Raw genomic sequence first — 19,454 nt, forward strand, 5'->3', positions numbered from 1 at the left:
ACTATTTCTTATGCTTTCAGTCGCATAATAAACTTACTTCCTTTCCCCAATTCGCTTTCCACCGTCAGTGTTCCCCCATGTGCCTCCACAAAATCTTTTGAAATGGAAAGTCCCAGTCCACTGCCTTGCACCTTTGTGCCGGGCACACGGAAATAACGGTCGAAAATGCTCTGATGATAACGGGGATCGATACCTTTGCCAAAATCCTGCACATACAGTTCAACAAAGTCCTCCTCACGCTTGGCACCAATAACGACACGCCCGTTTTCTTTTGAATAACGGACTGCATTGCTCAGAAGGTTCGTCAATACCCAGGCTATCTTCTCACTATCCACAAACAGTTTCGGCATTTTTTCCTCCGGATACTCCACTTCTATCTGGATACCGAACTTATCCGCCTGAACCTGATTGGCTTTAATCGCATATTCTATAAGTTCGATAGGCTTGGTTATCTTCGGCATCATCTGGAGCTTGCCGGCTTCTACTTGTGTCATATTCAGGAGTTCACCAGTGATACCCAGCAGGCGGTCGGCATTTTCTTTAATGCTTTTCGATAATTGTTCCTGCTCATCATTCAAAGCTCCTACCCTCTTATCTTCCAGCAACTGCAAACTCATAAGAATAGCCGAGATAGGCGTTTTCAGTTCATGGGAGATGGTGGAAATAAAGGTTGTTTTGGCAGAATCCAACTCTTTAAATTCGGTGATATTTTTCAGCAGGATCACATCACCCAAGTTCTGCGGTTCATCCGTATCGGCATCCGTATTTATAATGGTGATGTAAGAAGCCTGAAAATAGCTTTCCTTATTGTCCGCATAGATTTTCAAGGGTTCTTTCTTCTCACCCGGAGTAATCAGTTCCCGAACCAGACGACGAAGGAGATCATTCTTTAAGGACAGTTCCTCGGCAGAGTGGCGGATTACATCTTCACGTTTCAGATTCAATACGGTGAGTGCTTCTTTATTGATAAAGAGTATTTCATGCTCACAATTCAGACCGATAATAGGTTCATGAATACTGTTCACAACGGCTTCAAGAAATTTCTTGGCAGAAAGAATATCGTTCAGCGTACTGGCACGATATTCAGTCAGGCGCTCAGCCATACTGTTGAAGCTATCGGCCACCTGGCGGAATTCCTCGTGTCCGCTCATATTCAAACGTTTCTCATAGTTATGATTGGCGATTTCAAGGATACCACGCGTCAGTTCCTGGATAGGCTTGTTGATGGAACGGGGAAGCCAGACCAGCAACACGATACTGGCAAGAATGCAAATAGCACCTGTAACGGAAATCCACAGCAAAGCACGTTCCAGTCCGGGCATGGCGGCAGGGCTGTCTGGTTCGGTGGCTGTCAGTATCTGAAGATTCACTACGGAGAGAGCAACCAGCAGAATGATCATACCGGCCAGAATGCCTACACTGAGTATTAATTTAGTACGAATATTCATAATGCACTGATGAATTAAATTTTATGCAAGTATAATCAAATCTACGTTTGCCTGAGCTAAATCATTCACAAATTTTCTGTATTTCAACACCATAAACAAAGATTGAGGTAAACGGAAAGAAGGACTGCCCATACAAACAGAAGTGATCTGTCTCTCTTTACAAGTACGGATGATGGCATCCAATACATCTTTGGATTGTACCTGAACCACTTCACCATCCAACTCAGTGACCAACTTAAAGTGATTCAACAGATAGCGCTGACTTGCCAGGTCGATACGGTCGGCACTCTCGCGGGGTGTTTGTACATATAGGGCTATAAAAGAAGTATTGTAACGGGTTGCCAGACGCGCTGCCTTACGAATGATGCGCCGGGGTGTCTTCTCCTGACTGCTGATGCATGCCAGAAACTTCTCATGCCGGACGCCTACACTGGAAACGACCACTTCATTCTCCACCTTCTTCTCCACACGCAACGCCACTTCTTTCAAAGCCAGTTCACGCAGTTGAAGGATATTCTCGGTTTTGAAGAAGTTATTCAATGCCATGGGTATTTTCTCCGGTTTATAGATTTTACCGGCTTTCAGGCGGGTAATGAGTTCTTCGGCAGTGAGGTCGATGTTCACCACTTCATCCGCTTCCTGCAATACACTGTCAGGGATACGCTCTTTGACTTCAATACCGGAGATGCCCTGAACTTCTTCGTTGACGCTTTCAATGTGCTGGATGTTGACGGCGGAAATCACATTGATACCTTCGTCCAGCAGATCCATCACGTCTTGCCAACGCTTCTCGTTTCGGCTACCTTCTACATTGGTATGCGCCAGTTCGTCTACAATGACAATATCGGGATGGATACGGATAATGCCCTCCAAATCCATCTCTTCCAGTTCCTTGCCTTTATAAAATATCCGGCGGCGGGGGACAACGGGGAGCCCTTCTAATAATACTTCCGTCCCGGCACGTCCGTGGGTTTCGATGTAGCCGATTTGCACGTCTACACCGTTGTCCAGCAACTCATGGGCTTCCTGGAGCATCCGATACGACTTACCTACACCGGCAATCATGCCGATGTAGATCTTGAACTTGCCACGACGGGATTTCTTTATGAGGTCGAGGAAGTGCTGTACGCTTTGTTCTCTGTCCATACTTTCATTTTTAGGCGCGGATTACGCGGATTACACAAATTTTTTACTGTGTGCAGTTATTAATCCGTGTAGTCCGCGTAATCCGTGCCTAATCTTTAGTTATCACGGTTTCAACATTATACCAAATACCAAATGAGCATCCTCCAAACATGGATTCCAGATAGCTTGCGCAAAGATAGGCAATGAAAACGAATCTGTTATCCTGATAGCCGTGGTAGCTTTTAACGCTACATTGGTAAAAGCAAAACCGGAATTTCCATATCCTACCGTATAAGTTTTATAAGGAACGAATCCTACGGTTGCATTCAAATCTACCGACTTCACGCTGAACGGATAGTTCAGTTCGCAATAGGAAGAATAATTTTGCTTGCCATCCTCATTCTTATCGGCACCGGCAAACATCAGATACCATGCCATAGACAAAGGAAGTTTCTCACAAGGCAATGTATAGACCAGACCTGCTTCAAAGAAGTGAGCAGTCTCATGGCTCTTGAAGTTGAAGTACTTCCCGGCCCCCTGACCTGCCCACCATAGACTTGCTACGGACAGTGTAGGTCCTGATTCACCTAAAGTATAAGCAGCCGTCAGGTCTATCTCCTTGCTTGCCAGTCCTTCTGAAGATTTATTACCATCGAAGTCTGTCGAGCCCCAGGCTGTCAGAGAGAAGTCACCTATGTTGAATCCTAAAGTCGGCTGGAAACTTGCTCCGGTCTGATAAACACCACGCCAGACGTAAGAACTGACTAAATCACCCTGCACAGTAAATTCCTGAGCCTTTGCACTTGTAGTTCCTAAAATACAGGCAACAGCAACTACTGCTGTCGCAAAAATATTGTTTCTTAATCTTTTCATAATCCATTCAATCTTTTTAAAAGTAAGGTTGTCTTCTTAAAAAAGAGAGGCAGCGTTCCATTCACCCTGTTTTAGACATCACCATGGCAAAATATGAATGGAATCTGTCCGCCTCTCTACCAACCTAAAGTTATTTCTTAGTTGCTTCTTCCAATGCGATATTCAGTTTCAGTACATTCACCTTCTCCGTACCGAAAAGGCCGAGAAGCGGCTTCTGCACTGCATTGTCTACGAGAGTCTTTACTTGTGCCTCGTCCATGCCACGTGCCTGGGCCACGCGTTTCACCTGTACATAAGCACTGGCGGGAGTGATATCCGGATCAAGACCGGAAGCACTGGCGGTTACCATTTCTGCCGGAACGTCTTTACGGTTCAGATAAGGATGGTGTACGAGAAAAGTATCGATACGGGCTTCTACTTCCGAAAGATATTCTTCGTTGGTAGGGCCTTTGTTGCTACCGGAAGAACTGGTAGCATCGTAACCGGCATGGGAAGGACGTCCCCAGAAGTAGACGTCTTTTGTGAACATCTGTCCTACATTAGCGGCACCGACAACTTTACCATCCAGAGTCGCTACTTCCGCATTACCCTTATTGGGACCTGCCACCTGGGCAAATATCCACAGGATAAGGATATAGAATACAGAGAAGAACACGCAAAATGCAAGTGTTATTTTAAGGGATTTGAATAATGTTTTCATTATCTTTTTATTTATTAGTTTGTTATTATTAGGCCTCCTTCCGAAAGGAAATCTGGCCGGGGTGTCTCGCCCCTAAAAGAATAAACTGACAATCATATCTATTAATTTAATTCCGATAAAGGGTGCAATGACACCTCCTAAGCCATAAATCAGCAAGTTGCGGCGAAGCAATGCACTGGCACCAATCGGTTTATACTGTACTCCTTTCAGTGCCAGCGGAATCAATATAGGAATAATGATTGCGTTAAAGATTATAGCTGAGAGTATGGCCGACTCAGGACTATGCAGCCCCATGATATTCAGCGGTGCCAACTGAGGGATGGCTACCATAAACAAAGCGGGAATAATCGCAAAGTATTTAGCCACGTCATTTGCTATAGAGAACGTGGTCAATGTACCGCGCGTCATCAACAACTGTTTACCGATTTCCACAATTTCAATCAGCTTCGTAGGATCATTATCCAAGTCCACCATATTACCGGCTTCCTTTGCAGCCTGCGTACCGCTATTCATAGCAACGCCCACATTTGCCTGTGCCAATGCCGGAGCATCATTTGTACCGTCTCCCATCATTGCCACCAGTTTACCGGACTGCTGCTCTTTCTTGATATACTCCATCTTGTCTTCCGGCTTAGCCTCAGCTATAAAATCATCCACACCAGCCTTTTCTGCGATATACTTTGCTGTCAGCGGATTATCTCCAGTCACCATCACCGTCTTCACTCCCATCTTGCGAAGGCGTTCGAAACGTTCCTGAATACCTGGTTTGATGATGTCCTGCAACTCAATAACGCCAGCCACCTGCCGGTTGACACACACTACCAACGGTGTACCGCCGTTACTTGAAATTGCAGCAATCACATCTTCCACCTCTTTCGGAAAACTGTTTCCGGCACTCTCTGCAATCTTACGGATAGCATCGAAAGCACCTTTACGTATCTGAGTACCATTTTGCAAATCCACGCCTGAACACTTTGTTTCAGCAGTGAACTTAATCATCCGGGCACCCGTAGTATTCAGATCACGCATACGGCGACCTGTTTCCCGTCCCAGTTCTATAATTGATTTACCTTCCGGTGTTTCATCGGAGATGGAGGACAGCAGGCAAGCCTCAATAAAATCACGTTCGTCCACACCGGGAGCTGCATAGAACTTCGTAGCTTTACGGTTACCGATTGTAATAGTTCCCGTCTTATCCAGCAGCAACGTATCAATATCACCGGCCGTTTCCACTGCCTTACCCGATTTCGTTATCACATTGGCACGAAGCGCACGGTCCATACCTGCAATGCCGATAGCGGAAAGTAGACCACCGATTGTAGTCGGTATCAGGCAAACAAACAGGGAAAGAATAGCTGCAATCGAGATGTACGTTCCCGGATGATCTATATTGGTATAGTCCGCCATTGGAATCAGCGTGACGCAAACAATCACGAATACCAGTGTGAAACCTGCCAGCAGGATAGTCAATGCTACTTCATTCGGTGTTTTCTTCCGTGTAGCACCTTCCACTAATGCAATCATCTTATCCAGGAAGCTCTCACCCTGTTGTTGTGTTACCAATACCTTTATCTTATCAGAAAGCACCTTCGTACCACCGGTTACAGAACTCTTATCTCCACCCGCCTCACGGATTACCGGGGCAGACTCGCCTGTGATGGCACTTTCATCAATGGAAGCCAGTCCTTCTACAATCTCACCGTCAGCCGGAATCGTATCACCGGCTTCGCAAATAAAGTAATCACCTTTCTTCAGGCGTGCACTACTGATATTGCAGACTTTGCCATCAATCAAGATTTTTGCGGGAGTCTCCTCACGCGTCTTGCGCAGGCTGTCGGCCTGGGCCTTACCACGAGCCTCGGCAATAGCCTCAGCGAAGTTGGCGAACAACAGAGTAACAAAGAGAACGACAAACACCAGAAAGTTGTACCCGAATGTTCCATATTCCGTAGTTCCCAGCGAGAGGATGCAGACTACCAGCATCACCAGTGTCACAAGCTCCACTGTAAACATAATCGGATTCTTAATCATCACCCGTGGATCCAACTTCACGAATGATTGCTTCAAGCTTTCCATAACTTGCTCCTTTTGAAACAAAGAAGCTGATTTTTTATCTTTCATATCTTTCTTTTTCTACTACTTACAAACTAAAATGTTCAGCAATCGTACTCAACGCATGTACCGGGAAGAATGACAGGGCAGCCACAATGAAGATGACCGCAAAAGTCATCACTGCAAATGTCACTGTATCCGTCTTCAGTGTACCGGCACTTTCGGGGATAAACTTCTTCTGTGCCAGTAGTCCCGCAATGGCCACCTGCCCTACAATCGGGATAAAACGGCTCAGAATAAGTACCCAACCACACGAATAATTCCAGAAATAAGTATTATCACCTAGTCCCTCAAAACCGGACCCATTATTAGCTGCACACGAAGTAAACTCATATAATTGCTCACTCAACCCGTGGAAGCCCGGATTATTCAGCCATCCGCCCTCGCTCGCTACGAAATCGGGATGATGGGCAAACAGATACGTGGACAGAGCCGTTCCTACCAGAATTACGAACGGATGAAGCAACGCCACAATCGTCGCAATCTTCATTTCGCGTGCCTCCACTTTCTTTCCGAGGAATTCCGGTGTACGTCCTACCATCAGTCCGCTAATAAACACAGCTATAATTATGAACGTATAGTAGTTCATCCAACCTACCCCGACACCACCAAACCAGGTATTAATCTGCATATTCAGCATCTCCATCATACCACTGAGCGGCATCGTAGAGTCGTGCATACCATTCACTGAACCATTGGAAGTGACGGTGGTCGTAATGCTCCACAAGGCTGTTGCAGCAGAACCAAGCCGCACTTCCTTTCCTTCCATCGCTCCGCCGTCCTGCGCAATTCCTAGTTCGTCAATACGCGGGTTACCGTTCATTTCCTGATAGACATTGATACCGACACCCGCCAGATAGGCAAAGAGCATTACACCGAATATACTATAAGCCAGTTTCTTACGATTGGAATAGAAACCGAGTGCGAAAACCATGGCCATCGGTATAATAAGGATAGACCAACATTCCACCATATTGGACAGATACGTAGGATTCTCCAACGGATGCGAAGAGTTTACACCGAAATAACCGCCACCATTGGTTCCCAGTTGTTTAATAGGCACAATGGCTGCCGCAGGTCCCTGCGATACCAACTGTTCCTGTCCTTCCAGCGTGGTCACCTCCATCTTGCCGTCGAATCCCATCGGAGTACCCTGAAGAATCAGGATAAAGCCCACAATCAAAGAAAGAGGCAACAGGATACGTGTACTGCTCAATACAAGGAAGTTCCAGAAGTTACCTATTGTCTTCGTTGTCTTTGCACTGATGGACTTCATGATACCTGCCATAGCCGCCATACCCGTTGCCGCTGTAATAAACTGGAACAGCATGATGACGAACAATTGCGTAAAGTAAGTTAATCCGCTTTCACCAGAATAATGCTGTAAGTTACAGTTCACCATAAAACTGATGCAGGTATTGAATGCCTGGTCTGGACTCTGCGGCCCGTTACCGTCAGGGTTCAGAGGCAGCCAGTGTTGAGTAACCAGCAGTACCATGCCCCACACAAACCAGAAAGCATTCAATATCAACAATGCTTTCAAGAACTGTTTCCAGTTCATCTCCTCCTGTGGATTGATGCCGGAAACTTTGAATATCAATCTCTCGACCGGCTTCATGAAGTCCGACCATGTTTTTTGTCCTTTATAGACTTTTGCAATATACTTTCCCAACGGATAAGCCAATACCACCATCAGGATGACTTGCAACGCTACGCCTAAAATTTCTGTGTTCATTTTCTTTCTACTTTAAAACTTCTCCGGTCTCACAAGTACATAAATCAAATACCCGAAAACCGCAATACCCAATACAAATAATGCTGTATACATAATTCTCTCTCCTTCTTAAATCTTTTCAAACCAGTCCACACATTTCCAAAACAGCCAGAAAGCGAGTAAGCCGCTCAGCAGGCAGAAAATAAATGAAATCGTTATTCCCATGTTTTTTACCTTTATTGAATTAATACTATTTGTTTTACTGGAAGGTAATGTGCCAATAGTGTGCCAGAAGGATGAATAAGTTCATAAACATCTAATAGACAGCCTTATGAAGCAAGCGAATCAGAGTACTCCCTTAAAGAGCACCCTTTCAAAATGAAAAGGTATTATCTATTTTGAAAAGAATTGAAGGAAAGAATAAGGAAAAGAAACAATATCATTGGGTGACTTCCGTTTGATTCCGAATCACCCGATATCCCCATTGCATGCGTCGAACTTTTCTATCGGACTTTGTGCAACTTAATCAAAATGTCAAAATGTAAATCGTGATATCTGAGATTTCTTTCTTTCGCACCAATACTTGTTGTGCTGCAAAAAAACACAAGGATTTGCTATCAGGAAAATACCGTATGATTCAAAACAATAAAAGAAAGCACATTTTAGAAACTTATTTCTCTCTATTTCATTCTTATTAATTATACATATGGCGTATTTCTACAAAATCGATTATTTAGTTCCGTTGCTTATCTTATTTGAAATAGAGAAATATCGGCCGCTTTTTGACAGGGCTACACCCTTTTGGGAGGATGGTGTAGCCTTTTGGTGATGATGGTGTAGCCTTATGAAGCAAAAGGTGTAGCCCTTTTGCGAATTACATCATCCGTTTGAGTGAAATGGATGATCTGTTTGATTAAAACAGATGATATATATGGGCTGAATAGATCATCTGTGGGCTGCCAATAGATGATATAATCCTTATAAACTAATGTTATATTCTTCCAGAAGCGGCTTTCCGGCGGGAGCACCTGTTATTAATAACGATAAAAATATAACATATAGTAGCAAGGCCCACCATTTTGGCATATTATTGTCATATCAGAGCTAATTGTGGGTACAAGCTATATCCTATATTCCTCAATCTTCCTGTACAGTGTAGTCAAACCAATTTTCAGCAAACGGGCAGCTTCCGTCTTATTCCCTTTCGTGTACTCCAACACGCGCGCAATATGGCGACGTTCCATAGCCGAAAGTTCGAAGCTGCCAGGCGTCTCTTCATCCGACTGTTCGTAGTGGGCATTCTGGATGTCAAGTGGCAGATCGGCAATAGTCAGTTCTTCGCCTTCGCAAACAATAAGACTGCGTTCTATCACATTACGGAGTTCGCGGATATTTCCTTTCCACGGTTGTAACTCCAAAGTAGCGAGGAAGTCAGGGGTTATTTCAGTTACCGGGCGGGAAAGTTGTGCGGAAAAGTTCTTCACGAAAGCCTTTGCCAACAGACGGATATCTCCTGCGCGCTCACGCAATGGCGGCAGATGCACCTGGAATACAGAAAGACGATAAAACAGGTCTTCCCGGAAACGTCCTTTGGCTATTTCTTCCGGCAAATTACGATTCGTTGCGGCTATGATACGCACATTGACGCGTGTTGGCTTGGTGTCTCCTATCTTTATATATTCTCCCGTTTCAAGTATCCGCAATAGTTTGGCTTGCAATTCAAAGGCCATCTCACCTATTTCATCCAGGAAAATCGTTCCATTGTTCGCCTCCTCAAAAAGTCCTTTCTTATCTTTCAACGCCCCTGTAAAGGAACCTGCTTTGTGACCAAACATCTCACTTTCCAATAATTCCTTGCTAAACGAAGAACAGTTTACAGCCACAAAATTCTGCCGTGCACGCTTGCTGCTATAATGGATGGCCTGCGCAAACACTTCCTTGCCTGTTCCCGTCTCTCCGGTCAGTAATACAGGTACATCAGTCACCGACACTTTTTGTGCCAGTAAAACAGCATCTTTCAAAGATTTGGACTCTCCCAGGATAGAATCAAAAGAGTACGCCTGCCCTACCTTCTTCTCAAGTTTTTCAAGACGGGCATTCATTGCGGCTTTCTCTACCGCACGACTGATAAGGGGAATAATTTTGTTATTGTCATCTCCTTTGGTGATATAGTCGAAAGCCCCGTTCTTGATGGCCTGTACCCCGTCGGGGATATTGCCATGCGCCGTCAGCAGAATGACTTCCACATTAGGAGCCGCCTTCTTGATGGACAACACCAGGTCCACCCCATTTCCATCGGGCAGAAACACATCACACAAAGCTACGTCGGGGGTTTGGAGTTCCAGTTGTCGTAGGGCGGCCCTGCAATCACCAGCCTGACAGACTTCATATCCTTCTAACTCCATCATACGCGCCAAAAGGGTACGGATTTGTACCTCGTCATCAACGATTAGAATCTTACTCATATCTTATTCGGATAAGTGTTTAAACTGATAATGGTAAAAACAGGGTGTGCAAATATAAAGCTTTTCCCGAATACGAACGGCACATCTTTTGAACTTTTATAGTAGAGGAACGGAAAGCTACTGAATCTCCTTTATAGCTTAACTCCATATATACAAGGAGATAAGGGTTCAGACAGCCTCCACACCTTACGGATAATTCTCTTCCATTTTGATAAAATCACCCTGAAATGGAAAGGAAAAAGAAACTTCCGGCAAGCATCATTCAATAAATAACTAAGAAAATGAAGAATATGGAAATCTGCAAATTCAATGGAAATTCAACCGCATCCGTAGAAGGAATGCAACATGTTGCCAAACTGATTATGAACAACCAGCCTACGATAGCAATACTATCGGCAGCAGAGGATGTCACTAAACACCTGGATGAAATAGCCGCCTGCTTCTTCAGCCGTAATACAGAGGAGGCACATGAGAAGATCACCCGGCTGGAGTTCCAGTTCATTGACTTCGCCAATGAACTTCTTACGGATGATGAAATCAAGCATCAGGCCATCCGGTACATACTCGATAGTTTTCAGGCTATCTGGAAATATTGCCTGGAACCCTTTACCTCAGCTGACGAAAAAGATATTCTGGCACAAGGAGAACTACTCACCAGTACATTAATGAGTCTTTATCTTCAGGAACAGAAAGTCGATAATGCCATGCTTTGTGCATTCGACTTCATACGCGTAGGCACAAACCGGGAAGTGGATATCGAATACATAGAGCAAAAACTGGATAAGCAGCTGAAACTCTATCCCGGCACTCACCTGTTTATCACTCAGGGAAGTATCTGTAAAAATGCTTTTGGCGAAACCGATTACCTGAAACAAGGCGGCAGCGATTATACGGCAGCCCTTATTGGCGTGGCCTTGCATGCAAAAGAGATAAAGCTCTGGACAAACTTTGCCATACGCAACAACGACACGTTGGTCATAAAGGACGCTGGTACAATCCGGAACCTCAGCTACAGCGAGGCGGAACGTCTGATTTATTTCAATCCGCAAATTCTTCATCCGTTCTGTCTTGCTACAGCATGGAAAGGAAACGTTCCTATTCATCTGCTCAATCCGATGAATCCGACGGCGGAAGGAACTTACATCTCCGATAATTTGCAAAATGGAGAAGCTGTAAAAGCTATTGCAGCAAAGGACTCAGCGGTTTATATTCGCTTTGAGTCAAACCATACGCTACGGCCTTATCTGTTTATCAGTAAGATTATGGAAATCTTTGCCAAATACCGGACGAATCCCTGTCTGTTGACTTCATCCAATGATAATATATCAATTGTGACGGATAACAAGGGGTTCCTGTCCCGTATTCTGCGTGAACTGAACAGATATGCCCGGATATGGGTAGAGGACCGTATGTCCATTGTTTCGGTTGTGGGTAATATGAAGTCTTCGTGCATCGCCATGGAAAGCCGGATTATTGATGCACTGAAGAATATCCCGTTGAGAATGATTTCGTACGGAAGTGACGAGAATGATGTATCTATTGTAGTCAGGGGAACAGATAAAGCAGAAGTACTCCGGTTGCTTGATGAAAAGTTACTGAAACCGGAGTACTTCGGAAAAGCTTGTTAGAGGAAGATATCTATGAAAAGCGTTCCATTATTTCCATACACATACGTCCATTATGGTACGGGCATTTCCAGAAACCCGCTTTATCATCGTCGGTATTTACCGTACCATCTGCATGTATGCTCCAGTACCATTCGCCATTCCGGTTATCTATCAGATTCTTCTTGATGAATTCCCAGCAACAGAAAGCTTTCTGTAAGGCTACCTCATCATCAAAGTGCTGGTAAAGGTTGCTGTGTCCTACTATATTTTCAGCTTGCACCCACCAGTGACGGTCTGTATCCGTCCTTTGCTTTGTAAGAAAAGTTTCATAGGCCATAGCTCCGTCGGGTGCCAGACCTTCATCGGCGGCAGCAGCTATAAACTCAACCAATGGTTCCACCTTTTCCAACAGAGCCTCATCTCCCAGCACCAACGCTGCTTCATGAATCAGCCAAGAAGCTTCAATGTCATGTCCATAGGAAACGATGCGATATTTACTATTCCAGTCTTCATCAAAGAAAAGCTCCAGGTGCCCGGTTTCAGCATTCAATATCTTATCGATAAAAATCTCTATCAGGTTACAAAGCTGGCTTTTCAGCGAATCATTCTTCCATACACGATAAAGATTAGTATAAGGCTCCAGAATATGCAGATGGGTATTCATGGTTTTACATTCATTCTCATCTTTATCGCTCAGACGCATATCGGCAAGCTCACTCCATCCCCGAGTAAGGGCTTCACAATACCCATTCTTTACGGAATCAAAACTATACCTTTCAATATCTTCAAACAAGCGGATAGCATAGTCCAAGGCCTCCTTATCACCTGTAGCACGATGGTATTCACTTAAGCCATAAATTGCAAATCCGATGGCATATATTTGTTTTTTAGTATCCAACGGATTCCCTTTATAATCGAGTGACCAATAGATACCACCAAATTCTTTATCATAAAAACGGTCAATGATGATTCGCTTGGCACGGGTTGCTGTAGTCAGATATTCTTCATTTCCTAACAAGCGGTAAGCAGCCGAAAATGTCCAGAGAATACGTGCATTCAAAATGGCCCCTTTCTCAGCTTCCGGCATTAGGATACCTGTTCCCGTAATACGACCATAAAATCCTCCGTTCACTTCATCTTTCATTCTGTTCATCCAAAATGGAAGGATGTTGCCTATCAACTCTGCTTCCATTTCTTTTCTCATACTCTTGATGTCCATCATTCAATTTGCAATTTTATCATTTACAAATATCATTTATTTCCCGTCACTTATAGCTGGCAGTCCGTATCTTCTTCAGTTTTTCATCGACCTCTGCAACACGTTTCTTCGTCAACGGATAAAAGTATACGACTATCATGGCCAAAACGGCCACGGCAGCCGGTATCCAACTCATCAGCAAATTCAGTCCGGTCAAGGCTTCTTCTGTCTGTACTGCTCCCTCGGTCGTATTATAACCGAATGCAGCCAGAATCCACATGACGGCAGCACCTCCAAACGCACCGCCAAACTTCTGTGCCATAGACGAAGAGGAGAAAATGAGTCCTGTTGAAGCCGTTCCGTCTTTCAGTTCGGCATAATCTGAAACATCTGCATACATACTCCACACCAACGGAGATACAATACCTGTGCAAACAGATATGACGACTTGCATAGCCAGCATCAACCAAAAACCTGATGGCGTACAAGGCAGGTAAAAGAACAAAATACTTAATACTGCCAAAGCACCCATAGTCGAAATATAAGTGGATTTCTTACCTAATGAACGAGAAAGGGGAACCGCTAATACAACCCCAATCATATTTGAGACTTCTCCGACACTCAGAAACAATCCGGCATAAAACAAGAGTGAAAAATCACCCAGACTTAAGAATATACCATCACCTATATAATCTTTGAAGAAGTAGGCGGCTGTAGCACCGCGCACCGTGCTGAATAAATTAGAGCACAATGCCGCACCGATAAGCAGCCACCAAGGAACATTAGCGAGTAACGATTTGAGGTCTTTTCCGATAGAGACCGTAGAGACACTCTTTATGTATTCCCGCGTCATACTGAAACAAAGCAAGAATATCACGAAACAGAATGCAGCAATCACAATCATGGAATACTGCCAACTAACGGTCAGCGAACCCGTCATGTCCTTAAACCAGGTACATAATGGTTCCCAGGCAAACAAAGCAATAAAACTACCACCATAGGCAAAGAACATCCGGTAAGAAGAAAAAACAGTCTTCGTGTCCGAATTATCTGTCATTACCCCCAGCATGGCTCCGTATGGAACATTGATAGCTGTATAGACCGTCATCATCAGCATATAAGTGATGTACGCCCAGACAAGTTTACCTGTTGCTCCAAAATCAGGAGTTGTAAACAGCAACACACCGCAAACGGCAAACGGAAGAGAAATCCACAGTAAATAAGGACGGTATTTTCCCCAACGGGTTTGTGTCCTGTCTGCTATCACTCCCATCATCGGATCGGATACAGCATCCCAGATGCGTGTTACCAACAACAAAACCCCGGTATCTGCTAAGCTCAAACCATATATATTTGAATAAAATATGGGCAGATAGTAGGAGAATATCTTCCAAAACATAGAGGAAGACATATCACCGAAACCGTAGCCAATTTTCTCTTTTAGTGTTGCCATATCTTCAGGTTCTTATCAATGAGTTTCTTCAGAGTCTCTACGGAGGCGAAAGAAGATAAACCGTCAGCCGGCGTGTTCATACAGTAATCGACCAACTTATCCACTGTGGAAGTAGCCACATGCATCCGTGTATCCGAAGAAGCATAATAGATAAACACCTTACCATCTTCATCGACAATCCAACCATTAGTAAAAAGCACGTTACTTACATCACCGATCCGCTCTTCTCCCACAGGTGCCATGAAGTAACCACCGGGAGCGGCAATAAGTTTTGTCGGGTCATCCAAGGCAGTCATATACATATAAAGTACATAACGTAATCCGGCAGCACAAGCGCGTACCCCATGGGCGAGATGCAACCAACCTTTCGGCGTTTTTACCGGATGAGGACCTTCTCCATTCTTCACCTCTTTAATGGTATGATAATAGCGGTAATCTATAATCTTTTCCTCTTTCACTTCTGCATGGGTCATGTCGTCCACCAAAGCCCAACCAATACCGCCACCGCTTCCGGCATTGATAAATCCATCTTGCGGACGGGTATAAAGAGCATATTTTCCATCTACAAATTCCGGATGAAGCACTACATTACGTTGCTGGCTTCTGGATTTTAAATCAGGCAAACGCTCCCAGTTCTTTAAATCTTTTGTACGGGCAATGCCGGCCGTAGCAGTAGCTGAAGATAAATCACCCAAAGGTGCATTATCATCATGGCGTTCGGCGCAGAAGATACCATAAATCCAGCCATCTTCATGGGCCGTGAGACGCATGTCATAAATATTGGTAGCCGGAATCAAGTCCTCAGGCATAGTTACGGGATAATCCCAAAAGCGGAAATTATCGATTCCATTCGGACTTTCCGCAACCGCAAAAAATGATTTCCGGTCAGCACCTTCCACACGTATCATCATCAAGTATTTACCATTCCACTTAATAGCACCTGAATTAAGGGTTGCATTAATGCCGATGCGCTCCATCAGATAAGGATTGGAATCTTCATTCAAATCATATCGCCAGAAGACAGGTGCATGTGCCGCCGTCACTACCGGATATTTGTAACGTGTGAAAATACCGTTTCCACCCTCTACCGGCTCATTCTTTCTTGTTATCAGCTCCTCGTGTTCCTGAAAGAGTCTCTTTACCTTATCACTAAAAGTTTCCATATTGATAGTTTTTCTTATTTATACAAAGAGTTTACATCTGCCGCAAACAAAGTTTTAGGATGCTTATAGAATTCTACAAAGTCATCAGCAGAAATCTGTCCCGGATAAGGGGCATAGAAATGAGTAACACGCTCACGGGCATTGCGCCATACCAACACATAAGCTATCGGATATTTCTCAATGGTAGGTAGCAAAGTTCCGGTCCACCATTTCGAATCGGGAACACCCTCATATCCGGTTTCAGTGATAGCAATTACTTTATTGTGTGCTTTACCGATACTATCTATAATAGCAAGCGATTTTTCAAGATTAGCAATATAGCTATCACGATCGAATTGATAAGTATCGAAGCCGATTACATCAACCAGTTCATCTCCCGGATAACGTTTCAGGTATTGTACAGTATCTTGTGGCTCAGAACCGGGAGAGTAAGCGTAAAGAGCATTATTCACACCATCTTCACGAAGAATGTCCACCGTCATATGCCAGAGTGCTTTATATTCTTCGGGGGTACAGAGTTTCTCACCCCACCAAAACCAACTACCTGTATGCTCGTGCCAAGGTCGGAAAAGTACGGGGACTTTTACTCCATCTTCTGTCTGCAGAGAATTAATAAAGGCAGATACTTTACTTACCCAACCGGTGAATTTCTCATGATTGTTTCCTCCAGGAAGAACAGACTTCACCACTGTTGTATCCGATACATCCCAAGAGTCTCCACCTGTCAGCGGATTACGTAAATGCCAACTCAAAGAAGACATTCCTCCTCTTTTATATTGGTTCAGTATTTCTCGACGGATCTTACTGAACGGAACGTTATCCAGGCTCACTGTATCACCCAGTTCTATATGTCCCAGATCGAAACTGATAACAGCGGGATAATCTCCACACACGCTTTTTACGTCGGAGCGTCCCTCTTCACCATCCCAGCCTATACCATAGTTAGTATCATCATGATGTCCGAACATAACCCCTTTAGATGATACTTTTTTAAGGTTAGCAAGTAAATTCTCCGTTTCTGTTGTACGCATAGAAGACGAACTGATATTTGACTGTTTCTGAACTGGTCCACATGCCATAAGAACAGTAGTGGCCAATGTTAACGCAATCCCTTTAAAGTTATTCATTTTTATACTATTTAGATTCTCATTTATTTTACACGACAAAGATAGCTGACTGTAAACGGATAAACTGATACAATTTTATCTCTTTTTTGTCTTTATCTGCCACATTCATTATTATACCTCTCCACTCCCTGATAAAAAGCTTCAATATTGGCAAATGGAATTTCCGGAGGGGTATCACAACCACTTGAAATCACAAAATTCGGATATGAAGATGTGCGATTCAGAAGTTCCTCTGTCTGACGGGCAACGATCTCCGGTGATGCCATCTTGAAAAGACCCACCGGATCCAGATTACCCATAACCAGTACATCTGCAGGGCAAGCTTTCAATGCTTCTACCATATCAGCCTTATTTCCAAAATGATATCCTTTAGCACCGGTTTTCAGCATGGCAGGAGTACAATGCCCTGTATTACCACAGTTATGAAGAATCACTGCAAACGAATCATCTTGTACCGCTTCAATGATCTGTTTTACATATAACGAAGAATATTGAAAGCAATCCTCATCAGAAAGTAATCCTGCTGCTGGTTCTGCCATTACGACTCCGGCCACTCCTGTTGCCTTTATTGCCTGACAATAACTAAGAAGGAATTCCGTACATTTTTCAAGCAATAAAGTAGCAGTCTGAGGTTCAGTATATATCGCCATCATTATTTCAGTCATATCAAACAACCGCCCAGCAAGTGAATAAGGACCTATACAACCGGCAAAGACAGGTTTATTTATTCCGGCAGCAGCCAAAGCATTCGCCTTCAGATACTGGGGAACTCTGGCATTATCCAAGGAAGGAATCTGTAATGCGTCCACATCTTCAAATGAAGTCAACAAACGGCCTGTAACCGTAGGAACTTCATATTCACTCATACAGAGTTGAGCCCCGAAAGCTTCTGCTTCTACAGTCAGGTCCATAATGGCAGTACATGCCATAGCTTTGGGAAAACGCTCATTCAAAGCACGAATAGCTTGAAAATGAACTTCACCATCAATCACGGCATCCAACACTTTCTTACCTAATAATTCAATACCCGGATGGGTCATGATAGGCATAGACAAACTTTTATCAGAAGCAATTATATCTTTAATCCATTTTGATACATTCATGGGAATCATTTTTTTAATTTATTTCTATTCTTATAGCAATCCATTTTTCCACAAAGCTCACAGCCATATTTACGTTTCACGATTCTCTCACCTACAGCAATTACTCCACTTACCGATTTAATGGGAGACATTAAAGAGGACTCACTCAAACGAACTCCACAAGGTTGTTCCGGAAGTAAAGAAAATAAGAGCTGTTGCTGTGTCACATGCCAGCCGCAATATCCCGGACTATATGGATGACTTACACCATATCCCAGTGGCAAAACATGGCTTTCAACTTTACTACATACTTCGCGTACAACAGCCTCTGCAATTGCAGAACCCAAGGAATCAAGCAAAAACTCCCGCAAAATATCACCGGAAGATTTTACTTCATGCTGGAACTGTTCGAACTCCTGTCCGGCAGTAGCTATAAACAGTACGTATCGATCAGCATCCAACAAATAGGGAGTAATAACTGTACCAGTATGCAGTTCCATACCACCCACGTTTATGTGATTTTTAGTTGCCGTACTGGCTTCAAAAAAAGCATAAAGGCAACGTGGACGACACCGAACAGCAATCTCTTTTTTCAAAAGATCAAGCTGTTTTAGCATCTCTTCATCCGGGACATAACCAACTCCCATTGAAAGATAGATATCTTCCGAATTAAGTTGAAGTGCATTCCAAGGTAACTCGCATAGATAAATCTCCCTATTCATCATAAGATCCCTTTCAAAAATTAATTTGCAGCAATAAGTTTCTTGGCCATTACAACAGCAGCATTGGCATTACTAGTATATGCATCGGCACCTATTGCCTTTGCAAAAGCATCATTCACAGGAGCACCTCCAACCATAATCTTCACCTTTCCTTTTAATTCGGAAGCCTCAACAGCTGCAACTACTTCCTTCATATAATTCATGGTCGTGGTAAGTAGAGCCGACATACAAATAATATCTGCCTTATTCTCCAAGGCAGCACTGATAAATTTATCACTCGATACATCGACTCCTAAGTTAATGACTTCAAAGCCACACCCTTCAAACATGGACGCTACGAGATTTTTACCGATATCATGCAGATCTCCTTTTACAGTACCTATCACAATTTTACCAATATAAGAATCGACTTGACCTTGCATCAAAGGTTTCAGGACATCCAGCGCACCACGCATGGCACGGGCACTCATCAAAAGATTCGGAACAAAAACTTTACCAGCCTCAAAACGACTTCCGATTTCCTCCATCGCTTTGATCATGTATTCGTTTATTATCTCATGAGGAGTTACTCCTTCTTCAACAGCTATTTTAGTTACTTTTACTGCATCTTCCAGCTTACCGACCAGAATTGCATCATATAATTCATTCAGATTGCTCATCATATT

Annotated in this window: 16 protein-coding genes; 1 reads left to right on the forward strand and 15 read right to left on the reverse strand. The window is 43.7% G+C overall.

The annotated features are described in order from the left end of the window. Window positions 1-8 precede the first annotated feature (8 nt). The 8 genes from DWW10_RS00260 to DWW10_RS00295 all read right to left on the reverse strand — a co-directional run bounded on the left by DWW10_RS00260 (window position 9) and on the right by DWW10_RS00295 (window position 10,437). Complete coding sequence (locus DWW10_RS00260; RefSeq protein WP_022393983.1) at window positions 9-1,448, reverse strand: ATP-binding protein; 1,440 nt, start codon at window positions 1,446-1,448, stop codon at window positions 9-11. A 21-nt stretch (window positions 1,449-1,469) separates the two neighbouring features. Beyond that, complete coding sequence (locus DWW10_RS00265; RefSeq protein ID WP_022393982.1) at window positions 1,470-2,594, reverse strand: sensor protein KdpD; 1,125 nt, start codon at window positions 2,592-2,594, stop codon at window positions 1,470-1,472. A gap of 102 nt (window positions 2,595-2,696) precedes the next feature. After that, the gene (locus DWW10_RS00270) at window positions 2,697-3,446 is read right to left on the reverse strand and encodes a hypothetical protein (RefSeq protein WP_022393981.1); all 750 of its coding nucleotides are present in this window, start codon (window positions 3,444-3,446) and stop codon (window positions 2,697-2,699) included. 130 nt (window positions 3,447-3,576) lie between these two features. Further along, entirely contained in the window at window positions 3,577-4,146 is a 570-nt protein-coding gene (locus DWW10_RS00275) for a K(+)-transporting ATPase subunit C (protein ID WP_022393980.1), read from the reverse strand. Between the two features lie 72 nt (window positions 4,147-4,218). Further along, entirely contained in the window at window positions 4,219-6,267 is a 2,049-nt protein-coding gene (gene kdpB / locus DWW10_RS00280; protein WP_022393979.1) for a potassium-transporting ATPase subunit KdpB, read from the reverse strand. A 19-nt stretch (window positions 6,268-6,286) separates the two neighbouring features. Then, window positions 6,287-7,993, reverse strand: coding sequence for a potassium-transporting ATPase subunit KdpA (gene kdpA, locus DWW10_RS00285; RefSeq protein WP_022393978.1), 1,707 nt, complete (start codon window positions 7,991-7,993; stop codon window positions 6,287-6,289). Window positions 7,994-8,005: 12 nt separating this feature from the next. Beyond that, on the reverse strand, window positions 8,006-8,086 hold the full coding sequence (kdpF, locus tag DWW10_RS26645; RefSeq protein WP_081450799.1) for a K(+)-transporting ATPase subunit F: 81 nt from the start codon (window positions 8,084-8,086) through the stop codon (window positions 8,006-8,008). Window positions 8,087-9,093: 1,007 nt separating this feature from the next. After that, a complete protein-coding gene (locus DWW10_RS00295) occupies window positions 9,094-10,437 on the reverse strand; it encodes a sigma-54-dependent transcriptional regulator (protein WP_022393975.1) in 1,344 nt (447 codons plus the stop codon). Between the two features lie 290 nt (window positions 10,438-10,727). On the opposite strand from DWW10_RS00295, the gene DWW10_RS00300 reads away from it, so the two are divergent. Next, the gene (locus DWW10_RS00300; protein WP_182021340.1) at window positions 10,728-12,065 is read left to right on the forward strand and encodes an amino acid kinase family protein; all 1,338 of its coding nucleotides are present in this window, start codon (window positions 10,728-10,730) and stop codon (window positions 12,063-12,065) included. A 10-nt stretch (window positions 12,066-12,075) separates the two neighbouring features. On the opposite strand, the gene DWW10_RS00305 is transcribed toward DWW10_RS00300, so the two are convergent. The 7 genes from DWW10_RS00305 to DWW10_RS00335 all read right to left on the reverse strand — a co-directional run bounded on the left by DWW10_RS00305 (window position 12,076) and on the right by DWW10_RS00335 (window position 19,448). Continuing rightward, complete coding sequence (locus tag DWW10_RS00305; protein ID WP_118420686.1) at window positions 12,076-13,263, reverse strand: AGE family epimerase/isomerase; 1,188 nt, start codon at window positions 13,261-13,263, stop codon at window positions 12,076-12,078. Between the two features lie 46 nt (window positions 13,264-13,309). Then, window positions 13,310-14,695, reverse strand: a complete 1,386-nt coding sequence (locus tag DWW10_RS00310; RefSeq protein ID WP_022393972.1) for an MFS transporter — start codon at window positions 14,693-14,695, stop codon at window positions 13,310-13,312. Further along, entirely contained in the window at window positions 14,683-15,858 is a 1,176-nt protein-coding gene (locus DWW10_RS00315; protein ID WP_022393971.1) for a glycoside hydrolase family 130 protein, read from the reverse strand. The genes DWW10_RS00310 and DWW10_RS00315 overlap by 13 nt, the downstream gene beginning before the upstream one ends. A gap of 14 nt (window positions 15,859-15,872) precedes the next feature. Continuing rightward, window positions 15,873-16,985, reverse strand: a complete 1,113-nt coding sequence (locus tag DWW10_RS00320; protein ID WP_022393970.1) for a glycoside hydrolase family 26 protein — start codon at window positions 16,983-16,985, stop codon at window positions 15,873-15,875. A gap of 92 nt (window positions 16,986-17,077) precedes the next feature. After that, window positions 17,078-18,088 (reverse strand): uroporphyrinogen decarboxylase family protein, encoded by a 1,011-nt coding sequence (locus DWW10_RS00325; protein WP_022393969.1) that lies wholly within the window; start codon window positions 18,086-18,088, stop codon window positions 17,078-17,080. A 5-nt stretch (window positions 18,089-18,093) separates the two neighbouring features. Continuing rightward, window positions 18,094-18,792, reverse strand: a complete 699-nt coding sequence (locus tag DWW10_RS00330; RefSeq protein WP_118420614.1) for a vitamin B12 dependent-methionine synthase activation domain-containing protein — start codon at window positions 18,790-18,792, stop codon at window positions 18,094-18,096. Window positions 18,793-18,809: 17 nt separating this feature from the next. Then, a complete protein-coding gene (locus DWW10_RS00335) occupies window positions 18,810-19,448 on the reverse strand; it encodes a corrinoid protein (protein WP_022393967.1) in 639 nt (212 codons plus the stop codon). Between the last annotated feature and the right edge of the window lie 6 nt (window positions 19,449-19,454).

Source organism: Bacteroides intestinalis, from assembly GCF_003464595.1.
GTDB lineage: Bacteria > Bacteroidota > Bacteroidia > Bacteroidales > Bacteroidaceae > Bacteroides > Bacteroides intestinalis_A.